13 protein-coding genes are annotated in these 16,153 nt (G+C 59.2%); 1 reads left to right on the top strand and 12 read right to left on the bottom strand.

Translation table 11 applies throughout. The features are described from left to right. Positions 1-13 precede the first annotated feature (13 nt). From N645_RS0116120 to N645_RS18225, 6 genes are read right to left on the bottom strand one after another with little or no spacing between them, the layout of a single operon-like run. Positions 14-436 carry a type IV pilin protein gene (locus N645_RS0116120; protein ID WP_024462548.1) on the bottom strand — a complete coding sequence of 141 codons (423 nt, stop codon included), beginning with the start codon at positions 434-436 and terminating at the stop codon, positions 14-16. A gap of 45 nt (positions 437-481) precedes the next feature. Continuing rightward, entirely contained in the window at positions 482-4,792 is a 4,311-nt protein-coding gene (locus tag N645_RS0116115) for a pilus assembly protein (RefSeq protein ID WP_081666267.1), read from the bottom strand. Between the two features lie 12 nt (positions 4,793-4,804). Beyond that, positions 4,805-5,377, bottom strand: coding sequence for a PilX N-terminal domain-containing pilus assembly protein (locus tag N645_RS0116110; protein WP_024462546.1), 573 nt, complete (start codon positions 5,375-5,377; stop codon positions 4,805-4,807). 11 nt (positions 5,378-5,388) lie between these two features. Further along, entirely contained in the window at positions 5,389-6,417 is a 1,029-nt protein-coding gene (locus N645_RS0116105) for a PilW family protein (protein ID WP_024462545.1), read from the bottom strand. Positions 6,418-6,444: 27 nt separating this feature from the next. Then, positions 6,445-6,894, bottom strand: coding sequence for a type IV pilus modification protein PilV (gene pilV, locus N645_RS0116100; RefSeq protein WP_024462544.1), 450 nt, complete (start codon positions 6,892-6,894; stop codon positions 6,445-6,447). A 29-nt stretch (positions 6,895-6,923) separates the two neighbouring features. Continuing rightward, positions 6,924-7,481, bottom strand: a complete 558-nt coding sequence (locus N645_RS18225) for a GspH/FimT family pseudopilin (protein WP_024462543.1) — start codon at positions 7,479-7,481, stop codon at positions 6,924-6,926. A gap of 211 nt (positions 7,482-7,692) precedes the next feature. On the opposite strand from N645_RS18225, the gene N645_RS0116090 reads away from it, so the two are divergent. Then, positions 7,693-8,220 carry a GspH/FimT family protein gene (locus N645_RS0116090; RefSeq protein WP_024462542.1) on the top strand — a complete coding sequence of 176 codons (528 nt, stop codon included), beginning with the start codon at positions 7,693-7,695 and terminating at the stop codon, positions 8,218-8,220. A gap of 5 nt (positions 8,221-8,225) precedes the next feature. Here the strand turns inward: N645_RS0116090 and ispH are convergent, their stop codons facing one another. The 6 genes from ispH to N645_RS0116060 all read right to left on the bottom strand — a co-directional run bounded on the left by ispH (position 8,226) and on the right by N645_RS0116060 (position 16,032). Next, entirely contained in the window at positions 8,226-9,158 is a 933-nt protein-coding gene (gene ispH, locus N645_RS0116085) for a 4-hydroxy-3-methylbut-2-enyl diphosphate reductase (RefSeq protein WP_024462541.1), read from the bottom strand. 73 nt (positions 9,159-9,231) lie between these two features. After that, on the bottom strand, positions 9,232-9,684 hold the full coding sequence (locus tag N645_RS0116080; RefSeq protein WP_024462540.1) for a peptidylprolyl isomerase: 453 nt from the start codon (positions 9,682-9,684) through the stop codon (positions 9,232-9,234). Continuing rightward, the gene (gene lspA / locus N645_RS0116075; RefSeq protein ID WP_024462539.1) at positions 9,677-10,168 is read right to left on the bottom strand and encodes a signal peptidase II; all 492 of its coding nucleotides are present in this window, start codon (positions 10,166-10,168) and stop codon (positions 9,677-9,679) included. Before lspA ends, N645_RS0116080 begins: the two co-directional genes overlap by 8 nt. A gap of 177 nt (positions 10,169-10,345) precedes the next feature. Further along, a complete protein-coding gene (gene ileS / locus N645_RS0116070; RefSeq protein ID WP_024462538.1) occupies positions 10,346-13,144 on the bottom strand; it encodes an isoleucine--tRNA ligase in 2,799 nt (932 codons plus the stop codon). Between the two features lie 210 nt (positions 13,145-13,354). Then, positions 13,355-14,302, bottom strand: coding sequence for a bifunctional riboflavin kinase/FAD synthetase (ribF, locus tag N645_RS0116065; RefSeq protein WP_024462537.1), 948 nt, complete (start codon positions 14,300-14,302; stop codon positions 13,355-13,357). 134 nt (positions 14,303-14,436) lie between these two features. Further along, a complete protein-coding gene (locus tag N645_RS0116060; RefSeq protein WP_024462536.1) occupies positions 14,437-16,032 on the bottom strand; it encodes a DUF342 domain-containing protein in 1,596 nt (531 codons plus the stop codon). Positions 16,033-16,153 lie beyond the last annotated feature (121 nt).

The raw sequence follows: 16,153 nt of genomic DNA, 5'->3' as shown, positions 1-16,153 counted from the left end.
CCCCAACTTCGGACTACCAGCAGGCTTCTGGCGTCCGACGCCCCCGGTGATCCAATGACATTTCCGTGTCGCAGTCTTCGTCAGCGGTCTGCGGTGCACGGATTGCCGTGGCACTCAAGGTGTAGGTGGTCGCCGACTCGTCATCAATGGTAATCCGATACATCCCCTCCGGCGAATCGATCCGCGCATCGCCCGTGGTCAACTGCTGATACACCGCACAATTATCATTGTCGTAACTGGAAAAGGTCGTATAGCAGCGCTGTAGACGTTGCGCGGTATCGTTCAGGGTGGCCTGAGCATCCGAACGGTTGCTGCGCATTACCTGATTCTGATACGAACTATAGGCAATGGATGCCAGAATACCCAGGATGGCCACCACGATCATGATCTCAATCAGGGTAAAGCCCGCCTGGGGTTGTCTGTGAAATAACGTCACTACTCGGTCCTCTTGTTATCAAATCCAGTGTTATCAAAGCTGGTGTTATCGAATCTGGCGCCAGGATTGACGGCCCAGGGCATCGGTCGGGATATCCACGTCTTCTTCCAGCAACCGCCCAATCTCGCCGTCCTGGCCATTTACGCCACCATCAGATGGATTGAGAATGAGCTTACCTGCACCCTGGCCAATGACACCGAAGGTGGGGTCACCCAAGATCAGGGAGTCGTATTCCTCAATACCATCCAGCAAGTTTTCACCGTAATACCGGTCGCCGATGGCCACCAATTCCATCAGCCAGCTACGCCCCCCAAACTCACAGGCCACACCGGAAGGAATCAGCGTTGGGAAGATCAGGCGATCAAACAGCAGCAAAGGCTTACTGACGACCCGCTCGCCCAAGGCAGTATCGAAATCAATAAACCAGCCATTAACATTCGCGTCAGTCCAATCAGGCTCATTCTGTTCCTGCCCGTCAATGGTCCTATTGTCCGTTCCCTGAATGATGGCTTTTTCATGCAGAACCGATGTACGTCCATCTTGCGCCGTATTACTGGTGTAATCCAAAGAAGAACCCAAATCGGCAATGGCGTAAAAGCTGTTCTGAGGTGTATCAGCCGTGGCCAAGTTATCGCTATTTTCAAAATATTTCCCGGTTCCGAAGTACACCATGATGACCCCTTTGGAGTCCGTCACGGTGTGACGCTTCAGGGCATTGAAGCCCAACGTTGGTGCACTGGTAATGGGCTGTCGGTCACCGTCAGCATCCCTCGCGACAAACAGTGGGCTACCGGAAAGCCCCACTCCCCAACCATCGGGACGGGTGCCGCTCAAGTCAAACCTCCAGAGGTTACCCTGAAGATCACCCGCATAGGCGGTATTGATTTCTCCGTAGGCATTACCCAGTAACGCCACACCAGAAAGGCCTGTTCCCGCTTCCGTATCAATGACACGACTCTGCGTAGTCGGGTTTTCCAGATCCAGGATGAACAATTGCGACGTGCCAGCATCATACCCATTACCGAATACAACGGCCCAGCGGCCATTGGCCATGCGGGCAATCTGTGGCTGGCTGAGTATGTAGCCCATATCACCCAGAGCCGCAAGATCGCTGGGCGCCAACTCAAACATCAACTTCGGGAAGTCAGGGTCGGTCACATCCATTGCAAAAATGCCTTTACCCCCGGCGCCGAAAGTGCCAACAAGCACACTTTTCCACTCGCCACCCACGTAAGCATCGCCCACCGCCAGTGGGCCGTCCACCGTGTACTCGTGGGCAACGTCCTCTCGACCGTAATTGGGGTCGGCCAGTGTCGCCAGTTTGGAATAAACACCATTCGGCACGTAGGCGAAACGCTCCTGCAGAGCACTGTTCCCTTCGGCATAGAAGGCGTGCAGCATACCGTCATTGGCCCCGACAAATAGCGTGGGGGTTTCACTGCGCTTATCTTCAACGTGAGCCGCGTAGGTATCACCGCCCAGCTCTGCCGGCAGTAGTCCGTAGCCAAAATCCCGGCCGCCTAGATAAACCGGGCTGGAGTTGACGATATCGCCCAGAAGTTTCTCGCGCTCTCTCAATCCACCCGTGCCCTCTTTACTCCGATCACCTTTCACCCAGTTCAGGCGATCTTGCCCAAGCGTTTCCGTGTCACCCGAAATCAGGTGGTTGCGCTGAGTATCCGACAGGTTATCCCAGGTGAAATCAACCATGGCATTTCCAGTGCCGCCATCGTTGTAGGTATAGACGGTACGCCCGGCACTCGTACTGGGCATGCCACTGTTGGTGGACGCATAGACAGTCGATGAAATGGCGCCATTCGCACCGATCTCAAAAGACCGGATTTCGCCAGACCAGTTCTCGCTATTGAAGAGTGCCTGATAGACAAAGGAGCCTTCGGTAAGGCGGGTCGAGTTGGTCGCGACCGAGGAGGCGGCGCCGATACCGGCGGCAATTTCCCCGAACGTTTCCCGAAGCGCGCGCTGCAACTCTCGCGGGTCCGTTGCAAAAAAGTAGTTATCGTTAGCAGAAGCCGCTATATCGTCCCCGTCTTCCTCAGCATAACCGCCCCACTTGGCCGCGAAATATAGAGGTTGCTCTAGAGGCTGCGCGGAAGAGGAGCCTACTACAAAGGTGCTGGTAGACTTCGCATCCGGCTCATCGCAACCGCCATCACCGTCACAAGCGCTGATGGTGCTGACCCCGGATGTCGATGTGAACCCGTTAATGCCGGAGTGCACATGGAAACCATCATTCGTGGTGCCGCCGATCACGTAACCAAACCCCATGATGTTTGGCGTTGAATCTGCCACCACATCAGTGGTAACGGTGACACTGGTTGATGTGACCGAATACTCAATGATCCCCCACATATCCTGGTCATAGTCACCGCCTTGCTCGCTGTCTTCCCAGTTGACATACAACTTGCCGGCGCTGGCTGCATCAGTATTGACCTGGTCAACCACTTTGAAGTCGACAATCGCACAGTTTGCGTCGGGGTCAGTGGTCGTGTTGCGACAGGCCGGTTGGATTGACACCGTGCGCTCACTGCCCGGTACGGGAACAGACACCTGGGGGACAGCGGGCGCCAGAGCCACCCCATAGGTTTTGACCTGGCTACGACGATCATTGGATACGCCATTGATCTGTAGGCCTTCGGAGCGGGCATAGTACGCAAGGCCGGCAATCTGATAACTTCCCTGAAGGCGCGGCGCGTCCGGACAGGTGCCCTGGACACTCGCCAGACCACTGACGGTTTTCGCCGTACAGAGCTGGTTATTATCCCCGGCTCCTTCGCCGCCAACCTCACCAACAAAGTACTGATTGCCGTGAATATTCTCGGCGGCCCCAACGGCATTGGTAAAGGAGTCAAGTGTACTTTCTCCGGCTCCCAGATCCGAAAATCCTGTCAACTGATCACCGTCATAGGAGCTGGTTGAGGCATTGAACTGAATGACGTTTACCGGCGCGCAGTAGTTATCGCCATTCACTGGAGCTACCCAACTGGCTTTGTTCAATCCATCAATACGTCCACTGTCGGACACATCGAAGGTATCTGTGGCGCTCTGCCCGGCCAAGTAGCGCAGCGATTCCAGATACAGTTCAGACTGGGGATTACCCCAGTTACTGCAGTTCCCATCGGTAAAAGATGCCAGCTCCCAACTACAGCTATCGCTCCCGGTTTGACCAAAATAGGTACCGTTGTCAAAACGGTAGCCATAGATCCTGAGCCGATCGAGGGTATTCACAATCCCGTCAAATGAACCAGGGTCAGCCGGTGTCACAAACGTGCCATCGGCGTTGATCTCGTCGGCCATGGAGCCGACATTTTTACGCAACGCCCCGCCGGATTTGTTGGCTGAGTAGGTGCCGGTCATCAGACCAAAATAGATGGACTCATCCTCACCAAACTCCTGCAACAGGCCTGTCGGCTTCAGCGATTCACCATAGGCCACACAACCGCTGGCATTCTCCGAGGAAACAAAGTCCGTGTCACACACTTCGACGCGGACGTTATAATCAGCGTTGAGAGCGCTGTCACCCTCGTCGCCCTTGGTCGGGCTACTGGAGTGCGCATAGATACCCGACACGGTTGAGTTATTGTCGTTGGTTCCCTCACCCCAACGACACTGCCAACGTTCATTACTGGCCCACAGGGAATAATTCCCCTCAGCTACTCGCATCAACGGAGCAGAGTCAACATCCTGGGAAAGAACATCCCTATCACTCGGGTCAGTGGTGTTACAGATGGTGATGCCCGAGTCATCGTCCGTCGCATTTCCGGTAATCGTCGGGTTCAAGGGCGTCAAACTTGAAATATCTCGACCGTTATAGTATTTGGCAAATGAGTGCGCATCGTTCGGAAGAAAGGCCCGCTCGAGAACGGTCTGCGTGGCCGTGTCGGTGCTTCGCTTGCCGCCGTAGAGAATTTTGCGCACGGCATCCATCCGGGTCATGGTGGCCCAGTTCAGAAAGTTGCCGCTCCACTCGCCCGTGTTGGAGCCGTCATTACAATAACGGTCAGCGTTGACGTTATTGACGGGCTCAAAGCGGCTGTTGGCGTATTCATAACACAGACCACTATCGAAGTAACCATAGTAGTCGTAATCGTGTTTATAGGTGGTATCCGGCTCACCATCCCCATCAATATCGCTGTAATCGTCGTACAGTTTGAAGAACAGCTGATGGTCATTGGACATGTTCAGCATGGCCACCGGACGCACCGGTTGCGTCATAAACAGGGGCGACTGTGCTGGCTCAGCGGCCAGGACCGTATGGGTGGTAGCGACCGAGAGAAAACTGAACCCCAACGCCCAGACACCTCGGTACAGCACGGAACTCATCATTCGTTGTTTCATGACGCTACCCTGTTAATTCTTGCGATAAGTTGACTGAAGCACGGCCTGTGATTCACCCGAGCCACTGAGGCCCCGGCTGGTGACCCGGAAGAATTCCATCTGCAGGTCATTGGTATTCTGCAAACTCTGCTGATCGATGGCGCCGCCGGTGGACTGGGATGCATTGAATGACAGCACCATCAGTTCTTCCACAACGTACCAGGGCTGATTGGCATCGCCGATATTTTCCAGCCCCATATCAACCTGTACGGCATTGGCTGCCCACTGCTCATCCGTCCATTGATGCACCGGGGGCAATGCCATACCCGGCTGGTTCAGATCAGGCTCCAGACCGGGCGTTGCGCCGGAGAAATCGAGCCCATCGACGTTGTTGTCCTCGACCAGCGCCTCACCCACCCGGAGGCTGGCCTCCGCGGCCTGAAAGGCCAGATTGCGCTCACGCATGTTACCGGCCATGGTTTCCTGCAGGCCGGTACTGCGAATGGCGGCCAGCCCCACGATGGTCATCAGTAGCACCATGATCAGCCCAACAATCAGCACGGCGCCACGTTGTTTTGAAGCCATTGTCACTGCATTGACGTTCATAGGTTTACCTCTTAATCCAGGCGTCCGCGGATGCCAATGGTGGTGCTGAATACCTGACGCATCCGCCGATCATCAATCCGGGCATCATCGATGGTTTCACCCCCAAAGAAATACGGTTGGGGGTCCGGGAGCACATTTGGTTGCAGACTTTGCATCAGCAGCTCGAGCCTGACCGCCAGCACGTTTTCCCAATCTAAACCAGCGTCATATTCCCGATAGTCGTTGGGTATGCCGTCACCACTGGAGTCCAGGCCGTAGAGCACCCGCATATTTTCGACCCCCTCAATCAGTTCCGCCCGTTCACCATCCTGATCCCGCCAGAGGCTCATGGTACCGGGGGCACCAAAACCGCTTTCGGCGATGTAATACGTCAAGGTGCTCATCCGGAGAATTTCGGCGCCGGCACCAAACTGCTGCCCACCCAGTTGGGAATCAATATTCTTTGGTTCATTGGCAACATTGGATCGAGCATGAACAATTTTTGAGCCACCACCGCCACCAACGTCCTGAAAGTTGGTAATCAGAAACACACGGCCCTGAGTACAGTCGGAAACCACGGCGATATCACCCCGGCAGACATCGCCCACGCAGTCATCCTGCTCTTCGACAGCCACTTCCAGGTTGGCGGTACTGCCGGTGGGCCCCACAATGGGCATAGTCACGTTGCTCGCCCGACGGACCACCAGCACATCAGAACCATCGGCGACATCAATACCATCCATGGGATGATTATTGGATGCGTACCCCTGAATGGAAATATTGAAATCCAGCAGGTAGTCGTTGGTCGGGTCCTCCACACCAATTTCGATATTCTGGTTGGCACCGCGGCTCGAGCAGCCCTGGTAGCCCGCCATACGGATATCCTGCGCCAGAAACTCAACCGCCATCCGGCCGCTTTCCTGAATCCGGGAAATCGCCTGCTGAGTGTTGTAGGTGGTGCGACTGGTGAGGAACATCTGCATGACGCCGGTCATCAGTACAATGCCGAGGGTCAGCGATATCATCAGTTCGATCAGTGATAAACCTTGCTGTTTACGCATGGGAGACGCTCTCTCGATTCCGGGCCGCTAAATACGGGAACTGTAGGTAAAAGTGACCAGTTGGGCGTCTTCGCCCGCCTCATCCGGTGCAGCGTCTTCATCCACCCAGCGCAAACTGATGGTGCACAACTGGTTGGCATCGCAGTCAATGGCTCCCTCGCCGCCAGGCAACGTCCTCTCAAGCCGATCCAGCCACTGCTGGACGTCCGTGTCCGCCAGCGAATTGCCCGCCGGCGCATCATCGCCAAAACCATAGCCGTCATAGCTGTCGATACGGTCCCGGTTGATTCGCATCCGGTCCATGATGTCGTACGCAAGAATATTGGCCTGAGAGCGCAAATAGGCACTGTGATTGAACTGCAGGCTGCGGTTCTGGAGGGCACCCATTGCCAACAGCGACGTGGCCAGAATAAGAACGGTGACCAACACCTCGATCAAGCCGGCCCCCGATTGTTTATGCGAACTGTTCAGTGACATTACAGATTCCTCAAACCGTCTCACGGGGGTTAGCACTCGGCTCGGGCTGAATTGACCGATCCGGACAGGCTGATCCGGATCGCCCGGGCCGAATCGTTGGTGCAGTCGTCATGGCGAGCCAGGCCGGTCACCTGATTATTGTCGGTGCGCGCCAGCGCACCCAACTGATTGAAGCGAACATAGGTGACCGCCCCACCCCGGTTCATGGTGATGGTCATGTCGTTGGCCAAAGGCTCCCGGTCCCGAAGGATATCCGCGTCATTGTTGACCGTGGGGTTATTGCCCTGCTCGCCACCGGCATCGCGGTCCAGAATGACCAGCCAGCCATTGCTCCAGTCATTGCCACAGCCATCGCGGTCGGCATTGCTGGCACACAGGGTCACAATATCGGAGCGCTTGACCGCCTCGCTGCGGGTAAAATTCAGGGTCGAGATCAGCTCGTCGCCCAGAGCCAGGGACTGGTTGTTGCGGATCATGGCGTTAAAGCTGGGAATCGCGATCCCCAGGACGATGGCCAGGACCGCAAGCGTCACCATCAGCTCAATAAGGGTAAAGCCTGGTTGGCGAGTTGGAGTGCTTCGTTGCATATATCAACACTTTTGTTGTTGAGCCGGACAATGCCCGGGCCCGGTGGCTGATCAGGTGGCGGGTGATTCTCTGGACGGACCGACCCTCCGCCTTTATAGTACCAACGCTACCACAACCGGGCCGCCCCACCAGCGGGCGCACGACATGTGGTCAACACGGACGTATGAACGGTAACCCTCGGGAGACCGCCACTTTTCAAGGAGGAAAATTATGCCACAGCGTGGACTGACGCTTCTGGAACTGCTTATCACTCTGGTCATTCTGTCCCTGCTACTGACCATTGGGCTGCCCGGATTCCAGCGGCAGATCGAAGAAACCCGCACCCTCACGATGACCCAGACCCTCCAGGATGCCATTCAGTTGGCTCGCCAACGGGCGGTCAGCCGCAATGGCCGGGTCACCCTGCGCCCGCTCGGTGACTGGGAGAGCGGCTGGGAGTTGTTCGATGACGAGAATCACAATGGGGTTCGGGACGACGGAGAGCACGTCGTGCTGACGCACCAACTGCCGCCGGATCTGGGGGGTCTGTCGATTTCCAGTGACAGCAAGTTACGGCGAGCCGTATCTTATGTCGGGACCGGAGAAAGCCGGCACCCCAGCGGCAGCGCACTGGGGGGCTTCCAGGCGGGCCGCCTTACCATCTGCGGTCCAGATGGGTTACAGGGGTACGAGCTTGTGCTTTCTCGTATGGGCAGAATGAGGCGCCAGACGGTGGGACCGGAGGTCTGCACCAACTGAGTCGGTCAGCGCAGTTCCCGGGGTAGGCTGAAACTGATGGTTTCGGGCGTCCCCGCGGCCTCTTCGGCCGTCAAAGCGCCCCAGCCGCGCAGCTTCTGTACCACCTGCTCCACCAGCACTTCCGGCGCGGAGGCCCCGGCGGTGATGCCGATGCTCTCTTTACCCTCCAGCCACTCACGGCGGATGCACTCGGGGCCGTCCACCAGGTACGCCTCGGTGCCGCAGCGCTCGGCCAGCTCGCGCAGGCGGTTGGAGTTGGAGCTGTTGTGGGAGCCGACCACCAGCACCAGGTCGCATTCCAGGGCCAGCTGGCGCACGGCATCCTGACGGTTGGTGGTGGCGTAGCAGATATCATCTTTACGCGGCCCCAGGATGTTGGGGTATTTGGTCCGCAGGGCGTCGATCACTTTGGCGGTATCGTCCATGGACAGGGTAGTCTGGGTGACGTAGGCCAGATGGTCGGGGTTCTTGACCTCCAGCGCCGCCACATCGTCTTCATCTTCGACCAGATAGATGGCACCGCCATTGCTGGCGTCGTACTGACCCATAGTGCCTTCCACTTCCGGATGCCCCTCGTGGCCGATCAGCACGCACTCGCGCCCTTCCCGGCTGTAACGCACCACTTCCACATGCACTTTGGTCACCAGCGGGCAGGTGGCATCAAACACCTGCAGGCCGCGATCGCGGGCTTCCTGCTGCACGGCGCGGGAGACACCGTGGGCGCTGAAAATCACGATCACATCGTCCGGCACCTGCTCCAGCTCCTCCACAAACACCGCACCGCGCTCGCGCAGGGTGTCGACCACAAATTTGTTGTGGACCACTTCGTGGCGAACGTAAATGGGGGCGCCAAAGACATCCAGGGCACGATTGACGATATCAATCGCCCGGTCGACACCGGCACAGAAGCCACGGGGGTTGGCGAGTTTGATTTGCATAGTGTCAGACAACCTGAGAGGTTCCGGCGGGCGGGGCCCGCGCAAAGTGAGCGCCGACGGGCGGCGCGGGTGTTCAGTGTACCTGAGCCGGCTCGACGTTCAAAACCGCCACTTTGAACAGGATATCCCGCCCAGCCAGCGGATGGTTGAAATCGATCAGCACCCGCTGATCATCGAATTCCCGCACCACGCCGGGTAATTCGGCCTTCTGGGCGTCGGCGAAGGAGAGCATCAGGCCCTCTTCCAGCTCGATATCGGGGCCGAACTGATCCCGGGGCATTTCCTGCATATTGCTCGGGTTGTGCTGGCCGAAACCATCCTCGGGGGGAATGGTGAACTCCTGTTGGTCACCCGGCATGAGGCCAAACAGCACTTTTTCAAACCCGGGCAACAGGTTACCGTCACCGACGGTGAAGGTTGCCGGGTCTTTATCAAAGTTTGAGTCGATTTCCTCGCCATCTTCCAGGCGCAGGGAAAAGTGGAGCGTGACGGTAGTTCCGGGCCCCACGGGCAGCTGTTCAGTCATGACGTTTGTCCTTGCCAAATAACATATCCATGATCAACAGGGCGGCGCCGACGGTAATGGCCGAATCGGCGATATTGAAGGCCGGCCAGTAATAATCCTGATAGTGCACCACGATAAAGTCCACCACATAGCCCAGCACCACCCGGTCGTACAGATTGCCGATGGCACCGCCCAGAATCAGCGCAAGCGCCAACGCCTCGTAGCGTTTTTCGCTCACCCGCGCCAGCCAGATCACCAGCACCACGCTGACCACGGCGGCCACCACGGTAAAGAACCACCGCTGCCAGCCCCCGGCATCGCTCAGAAAACTGAACGCCGCGCCGGGGTTGTGCAGCAGGGTGAAGTTGAAAAACGGCGTGAACACCACGGGCTCGCCATAGGTGAGTGCGGCGGATACCCAGTGTTTGCTGATTTGATCCAGCACAATCACGACAATCGCCAGGATGTACCAGCGCCAGGCCTGGCGGGGGATGGTTAGTGGCATAATTGAGCTCAGTTCCATATTAAATTCAGTACTGTGGGATCACTCGTAGGGCGGATAAGCAAAGCGCATCCGCCGTAACCTGCGGGAAAAACAGGGGCCAGTCCACTAGACCCCTCGGCGGATGCGCGCTGCGCGCTTATCCGCCCTACGCATGATGCTGCTGCGGCAGCCCCGAAATCAGGCAAAATGCCTCTCCTCACCCTGCCCGTCGACATTATCAACACAGCGGGCACAGAGAGTCGGGTGCTGGGCGACGCTGCCCACGTCGGCCCGGTGGTGCCAGCAGCGCTCGCACTTGTCGTAGCTGGATTTTTCCACCGCGACCTTGAGCCCCTCAACATCCGTCAATTCCGCCTCGGTGGCCTCATCGAGCGGGCGCACCTGAGCGGTGGAGGTGATCAGCACGAAACGCAGCTCGTCGCCCAGTTTCTGCAGCACGGCTCGCAGGTCGTCGTCGGCAAACAGGGTCACTTCCGCGCCCAGAGCGCCACCAATCACACCATTAGCGCGCTGGGTTTCCAGCACCTTGTTCACGGCATCTTTGACTTCGGCAATCTGGTGCCAATCCTCTTCGCTGAATTCGGACTCCCCGGCGTCGGGCAGCGCGTACCATTCAGCGGCAAACACCGGTCCCTGACGTTCACCGGGTACCAGCGGCCAGATCTCATCGGCGGTAAAGCTCAAAATCGGTGCAATCCAGCGCACCATGGCTTCGGTGACGTGATAGAGCGCGGTCTGGGCCGAACGCCGCGCCAGACTGTCCGCCTGGGTGGTGTACTGGCGGTCCTTGATGATGTCCAGGTAGAAACCGCCCAGCTCCACTACGCAGAAGTTGTGCAGCTTCTGGTAAATCAGGTGGAACTGATACTGGTCGTAGGCCTTGATGATATCGGCCTGCAGCTCGGAGGCGCGACCGACGATCCAGCGATCCAGGGCCACCATCTTCTCTGGTGCCACAGCGTGTTCAGAAGGCTCGAACCCGTTCAGATTTGACAGCATGAAACGGGCGGTATTGCGGATGCGACGGTAAGAGTCGGCGGTGCGCTTGAGGATCTCATCGGAGACGCTCATCTCGCCACTGAAATCCGTGGCGGCCACCCACAGGCGCAGGACATCGGCGCCCAGCTCTTTCATGACTTTCTGGGGCGGCACCACGTTGCCCACGGACTTGGACATTTTCCGGCCCTGGGCATCTACGGTGAAGCCGTGAGTCAATACGGTTTTATAGGGCGGCGTACCGTTCATGGCCATGGCGGTTTTCAGGGAGGACTGGAACCAGCCGCGATGCTGATCCGAGCCTTCCAGGTACAGATCCGCCGGGTAGCGCAGATAACCGCGCTGCTGCAGTACCGCAAAGTGGGTCACCCCGGAGTCGAACCAGACATCCAGGGTGTCGGTCACTTTCTGATAGCGTTCGGCGTCCGCGCCCAGCAGTTCGGCGGCATCCAGATCAAACCAGGCATCCATCCCGTCCTGCTCGACTTTTTTGGCGACCGCTTCGATCAAGGCCGGCGTTTCCGGGTGCAGATCACCGGTTTCTTTGTGAACGAACAAAGCGATGGGCACACCCCAGGTGCGCTGACGGGAGATACACCAGTCCGGCGAGGAGGCCAGCATGGAATCGATCCGCGCACGGCCCCAGTCGGGTACCCACTGCACCTGATCGACCGCATCGCTCACCTGCTCGCGCAACTGGTTTTTGGTCATGCTCACAAACCACTGGGGAGTGGCCCGGAAGATCAGCGGGGTTTTGGTGCGCCAGCAGTGGGGGAAACTGTGGGTGATTTTACCCTGGGCCAGCAAAGCGCCCTTCTCTTCCAGCAGCGCGACCACTTTCTCGTCCACTTTGTAGACGTGCTCGCCGGCAAAGATCTCCACGCTGTCGCGGTACAGACCGTTATCGTCGATGTAGTTCAGGGTCCCGATGCCGTATTTCTGGCCCACCACAAAGTCGTCCATGCCGTGGTCCGGAGCGGTGTGTACACAGCCGGTACCGGCGTCGGTGGTGACGTGGTCACCGCAGATGACCGGCACCTGCCGGGCATAGAACGGATGGTGCACCTGCAGGTTTTCCAGCTCCTTGCCCGGCGTCCGCCCGACCACCTTGTAGTCCTCCTGCCCCGCGCGCTGCATTACCGACTCGAGCAGCGCTTCGGCCACCAGCAGTCGTTCGTCACCGACCTGTACCACGACGTAGTCCAGTTCCGGATTGACGCTGACCGCCTGGTTGGCGGGCAGCGTCCAGGGGGTGGTGGTCCAGATGACCAGTGACACGTCGCCGCTGCCGGTCAGGCCCGGCACGGCGTGTTCCAGGGCGTGCTGATCGGTGAAGGCAAACTTGACGTCGATGGAGTAGGAGGTTTTGTCCTGATACTCAACTTCGGCTTCGGCCAGGGCGGAGCCGCCCACGACACTCCAGTAGACGGGTTTGAAGCCTTTGTGCAGGTGGCCCTGGTCGGCGATTTTGCCGAGCGAGCGGATGATGTCAGCCTCGAATTTGTAGTCCATGGTGAGGTAGGGGTTGTCCCACTCACCGAGCACGCCCAGGCGGATGAAGTCTTCTTTCTGGCCTTTGACCTGGCGCGCAGCGTAGTCGCGGCATTTTTGCCGGAAGGCTTTGTGATCGAGTTTGACGCCGGCTTTGCCGTGTTTCTTTTCGACGTTGTGTTCGATGGGCAGGCCGTGGCAGTCCCAACCGGGCACGTAGGGGGCGTCAAAGCCGCTAAGGGTTTTGCTTTTGACGATGATGTCTTTCAAAATTTTGTTGACGGCGTGGCCGATGTGAATATCACCATTGGCGTAGGGGGGGCCGTCGTGCAGGATGAAGGGTTCGCGACCGGCCCTTGCCTGGCGGATTTGCTGGTAGAGGTTGTCTTTCTGCCAGCGTTTGAGCATTTCGGGCTCGCGCTGTGCCAGGTTGGCCTTCATGGCGAAGGCGGTGTGGGGCAGATTCAGGGTTACTTTGTAGTCGCTCATAATCGTCAATTCGCCAAGTATTTGTGGCTTTCGCGGAGGTAAGTCAATTCGCTTCGTTAGTTCAGTCCGGTCCGGTGCGGGGTAACCCCTTTCAAGACACGCCGTAAATACATCCCTGTAGGCTCGAATCGCCGGTCCCCGGCTCCACGGTCTTGAAAGGGGTTACCCCGCACCGGACCTCCGTGCCAAATTGCAGTCAGGTGGTTTTAACTACCCTTCTTTAAAAAACTGCTTTGCTTCTGCAATATCTTTCTGTAGCTGCTCTTGCAGTTTGTCGATCGATTCAAACTTCTGTTCTTCCCGCAGTTTGCGGTGAAACTCTACATCGATTCGTTCACCGTAGAGGTTCCCGGTGAAGTCCAGCAGGTGGACTTCTAGGATCGGCCGGGTGGAGCCGCTGACGGTGGGGCGTACGCCGACGTTGGCGACGCCTGGGTGGGCGCTGCCATCGGCCCGGTGGGCGGTGATCGCGAAGACGCCGTGCAGGGGCGAACGGTAGCGTCGCAGTTGCACGTTGGCGGTGGGTACGCCCAGTTGTCGGCCCAGTTGTTTGCCGTAGCCGACCCGTCCGCCGATGCGGTAGGGGTGGCCGAGCAGTTGTTCGGCGAGGCCGAATTCGCCCGCTTCCAGGGCCTGGCGGATGCGGGTGCTGCTGATTCGCGCCCCGGCGTGTTCCAGGGTGCAGGTGTCGCTGACGGTGAAGCCTTGTTCCCGGCCGACGGCGGTGAGCAGTTCGAAGTCGCCGGCGCGGTCGCAGCCGAAGCGGAAGTCGTCGCCCACGACCAGGTGGTGGATGCCGAGGCCTTGCACCAGTATGCGGTCGATGAACTGCTGGGCGGTGAGGCTGCGCAGTTCTTCGTTGAAGCGCAGACACAGTATCCGCTGGACGCCGGCGTTGAACAGGGCCTGGATTTTTTCCCGCAGTCGCATCAACCGGGCCGGGGCCCGTTCGCGGGCGAAGTATTCGTGCGGCTGGGGCTCGAATATGATGGCCACGGCGGGCAATCGGTGCTGTTCGGCGGCGTCGGTCAGCTGTCGCAGGATGGCCCGGTGGCCAAGGTGCACGCCATCGAAGGTGCCGATGGTCGCCACGCAGCCCCGGTGTCGGGGGCGCAGGTTGTGCAGCCCGCGGATGAACTCTTTGGGGGCCGGTTTCACAGTGATGCCCGCTCGCCTCGCTCAGTCGACTTTGCAAAACGCGTGAGTATACAGGAGCGGGCGGGCGGGGGTAAGAGGTACAGGAGCGGGCGGGCGGAGGTGAGAGCTAGAGAAGCGGTACAAGAGTCGGCAGATCAGGAGCCGCTTACCAGCTCGGCGCCCTGCCGGTGCCAGTTGGAGGGGCCATGGTCGGTATTGAAGTAGCGGCGAACGCCGTCAATGTTGAGGCTGAGGTTGGCGTGCTGGCGCTTTTTGACTTCTACCCGACTGGGCCTGGCACTTTGTCGTGCCCCCACCAGGCGGTCGATCAGCCCACGGATTCTCTGGCGGCGCGCTCGCAGTGAGTCCCTGGTTGCGTACAGTCGTTTCAGTTTATCGGTGGGCGGCGAGGCCATCTCCCCCCGCTGGATACAATCAAGGGTTTCGCACACCCGTTGCCAATTGTGCTCGCACAGCGTCAACGCCTCTTTGAGCTGCCCCACCAGGCGACGCCGGCGGTTGGGGCGCCCTACGGTCACCTCGGTGGCGACCCCGGCCTCGCTGCCCAGGGTATTGGCCACCAGCGCCCGGCCGGCGCTGGCGCTACCACCGATGAGGCTGCCCTTACCGGTCGGTTGCCCGAGGAGGATGTCCCGCCCCGCCACCAGTCGGCTCTGCAGAGCGTACTCGCGAACCATCAGGTCATAGCGGGTATTGATGTAGGCCAGGTTGATAAATTTCGCACTCAGGGTTCCACCGGCGGTGAGGTGCGTGCGCAGACGCAGGTCGCCGTCATGGCGCTTGCCCACTTCTTCCCCCATGACGCCGCCAAGCACCGTGAGGTTACCGCCGGCGCGGATATCGGCTTTCTCAACCATGCCGCGGATCATTATGTCGCCGGTGGCGTTGAGGACAAAACCGCTGGCGACATCCCCTGCCACCTCCACCGAACCCTCAAAATCGATATTGCCCGTGGAGACATCCACCGCCTTGAGGCGCAAGGTGGGGTCCACCCGTACGCCGCTGGATGAAAATACCGGATGCCCCCGGATGGCGGCTCGTAACACCTTGGCATCGTCCGGGTCCGGCTCAACACTATCGTCCAGAGCATCAAAGCTCCGGTCGCGCCCCGGCGTCGGCGTCAGGGGCTCGCCCATGACATCCTCGCCCGGCTCGCCCTGGGTCGCGGGAATACGGCGCAGCAGGGGGATGCCCGGATCCACCACCACGAACTCGTGCAAATGATGCAGATCAACGCGCCCCTGATCATCCTCCTGCAATGCCAGTTGATCGTCCCGCGCCACCAAAGACACAAAACGGGCGTCCTCACCCGGCTGGGGCAGGCGGGCCCGGGCCACACACAGGGATTCGGCGTGCCCCGCCTCGGCGGCATGGGTCAGGGCTCGCAGGTGGATACAGGTCTTGACGACACCTTGCGCCAAAAGCTCCTTGAGCAGGGCCTCCCGGGTCAGCCTGTGCCCGCCCCACGCCGGGTGAAGGGTCAGAAAGGCCGCCTGGCGGTCCTCGGCAATGCGCCATTCCGTCCGGGCATCGCGGCGCTCGGCCAGAACCAGATCCCCGCAACGGCCGTTGTTGGCCTGCTGCACCGCCGACTCCAGGGTGGCTTCCGGAGCGAACCATTCACCATACCCCGCCTCTGCCAAACGCACTCTGAGGCGATCGAGATCCCAGGGCTGCTCCTCGGTCGACGGCTCCAGCCGCCCCTGCACCAGGCCACGGGCTTCATCCATCGAAAACGTGATGGCGCAAGGGGTAAGTTGGCTCGCACGCGAGTCTGCCGAGGCGGATCCGGTGGGGGCCGGCGCCTCTTGAGGGGCTGGAGCGCCCTTTTGGGGAGCGGGCGCACCAGAA

It is taken from the genome of Marinimicrobium sp. LS-A18, from assembly GCF_000463525.1.
GTDB lineage: Bacteria > Pseudomonadota > Gammaproteobacteria > Pseudomonadales > Cellvibrionaceae > Marinimicrobium > Marinimicrobium koreense.
Note: the sequence above shows the minus strand (reverse complement) of the source record. Positions and strands in the feature narration are given on the sequence as shown.

Coding starts and splice junctions, on each gene's coding strand:
- N645_RS0116115 (WP_081666267.1), bottom strand. CDS start 4,792: ATGAAACAACGAATGATGAGTTCCGTGCTGTACCGAGGTGTCTGGGCG.
- N645_RS0116110 (WP_024462546.1), bottom strand. CDS start 5,377: ATGAACGTCAATGCAGTGACAATGGCTTCAAAACAACGTGGCGCCGTG.
- N645_RS0116105 (WP_024462545.1), bottom strand. CDS start 6,417: ATGCGTAAACAGCAAGGTTTATCACTGATCGAACTGATGATATCGCTG.
- pilV (WP_024462544.1), bottom strand. CDS start 6,894: ATGTCACTGAACAGTTCGCATAAACAATCGGGGGCCGGCTTGATCGAG.
- N645_RS18225 (WP_024462543.1), bottom strand. CDS start 7,481: ATGCAACGAAGCACTCCAACTCGCCAACCAGGCTTTACCCTTATTGAG.
- N645_RS0116090 (WP_024462542.1), top strand. CDS start 7,693: ATGCCACAGCGTGGACTGACGCTTCTGGAACTGCTTATCACTCTGGTC.
- ispH (WP_024462541.1), bottom strand. CDS start 9,158: ATGCAAATCAAACTCGCCAACCCCCGTGGCTTCTGTGCCGGTGTCGAC.
- N645_RS0116080 (WP_024462540.1), bottom strand. CDS start 9,684: ATGACTGAACAGCTGCCCGTGGGGCCCGGAACTACCGTCACGCTCCAC.
- lspA (WP_024462539.1), bottom strand. CDS start 10,168: ATGCCACTAACCATCCCCCGCCAGGCCTGGCGCTGGTACATCCTGGCG.
- ileS (WP_024462538.1), bottom strand. CDS start 13,144: ATGAGCGACTACAAAGTAACCCTGAATCTGCCCCACACCGCCTTCGCC.
- N645_RS0116060 (WP_024462536.1), bottom strand. CDS start 16,032: ATGGATGAAGCCCGTGGCCTGGTGCAGGGGCGGCTGGAGCCGTCGACC.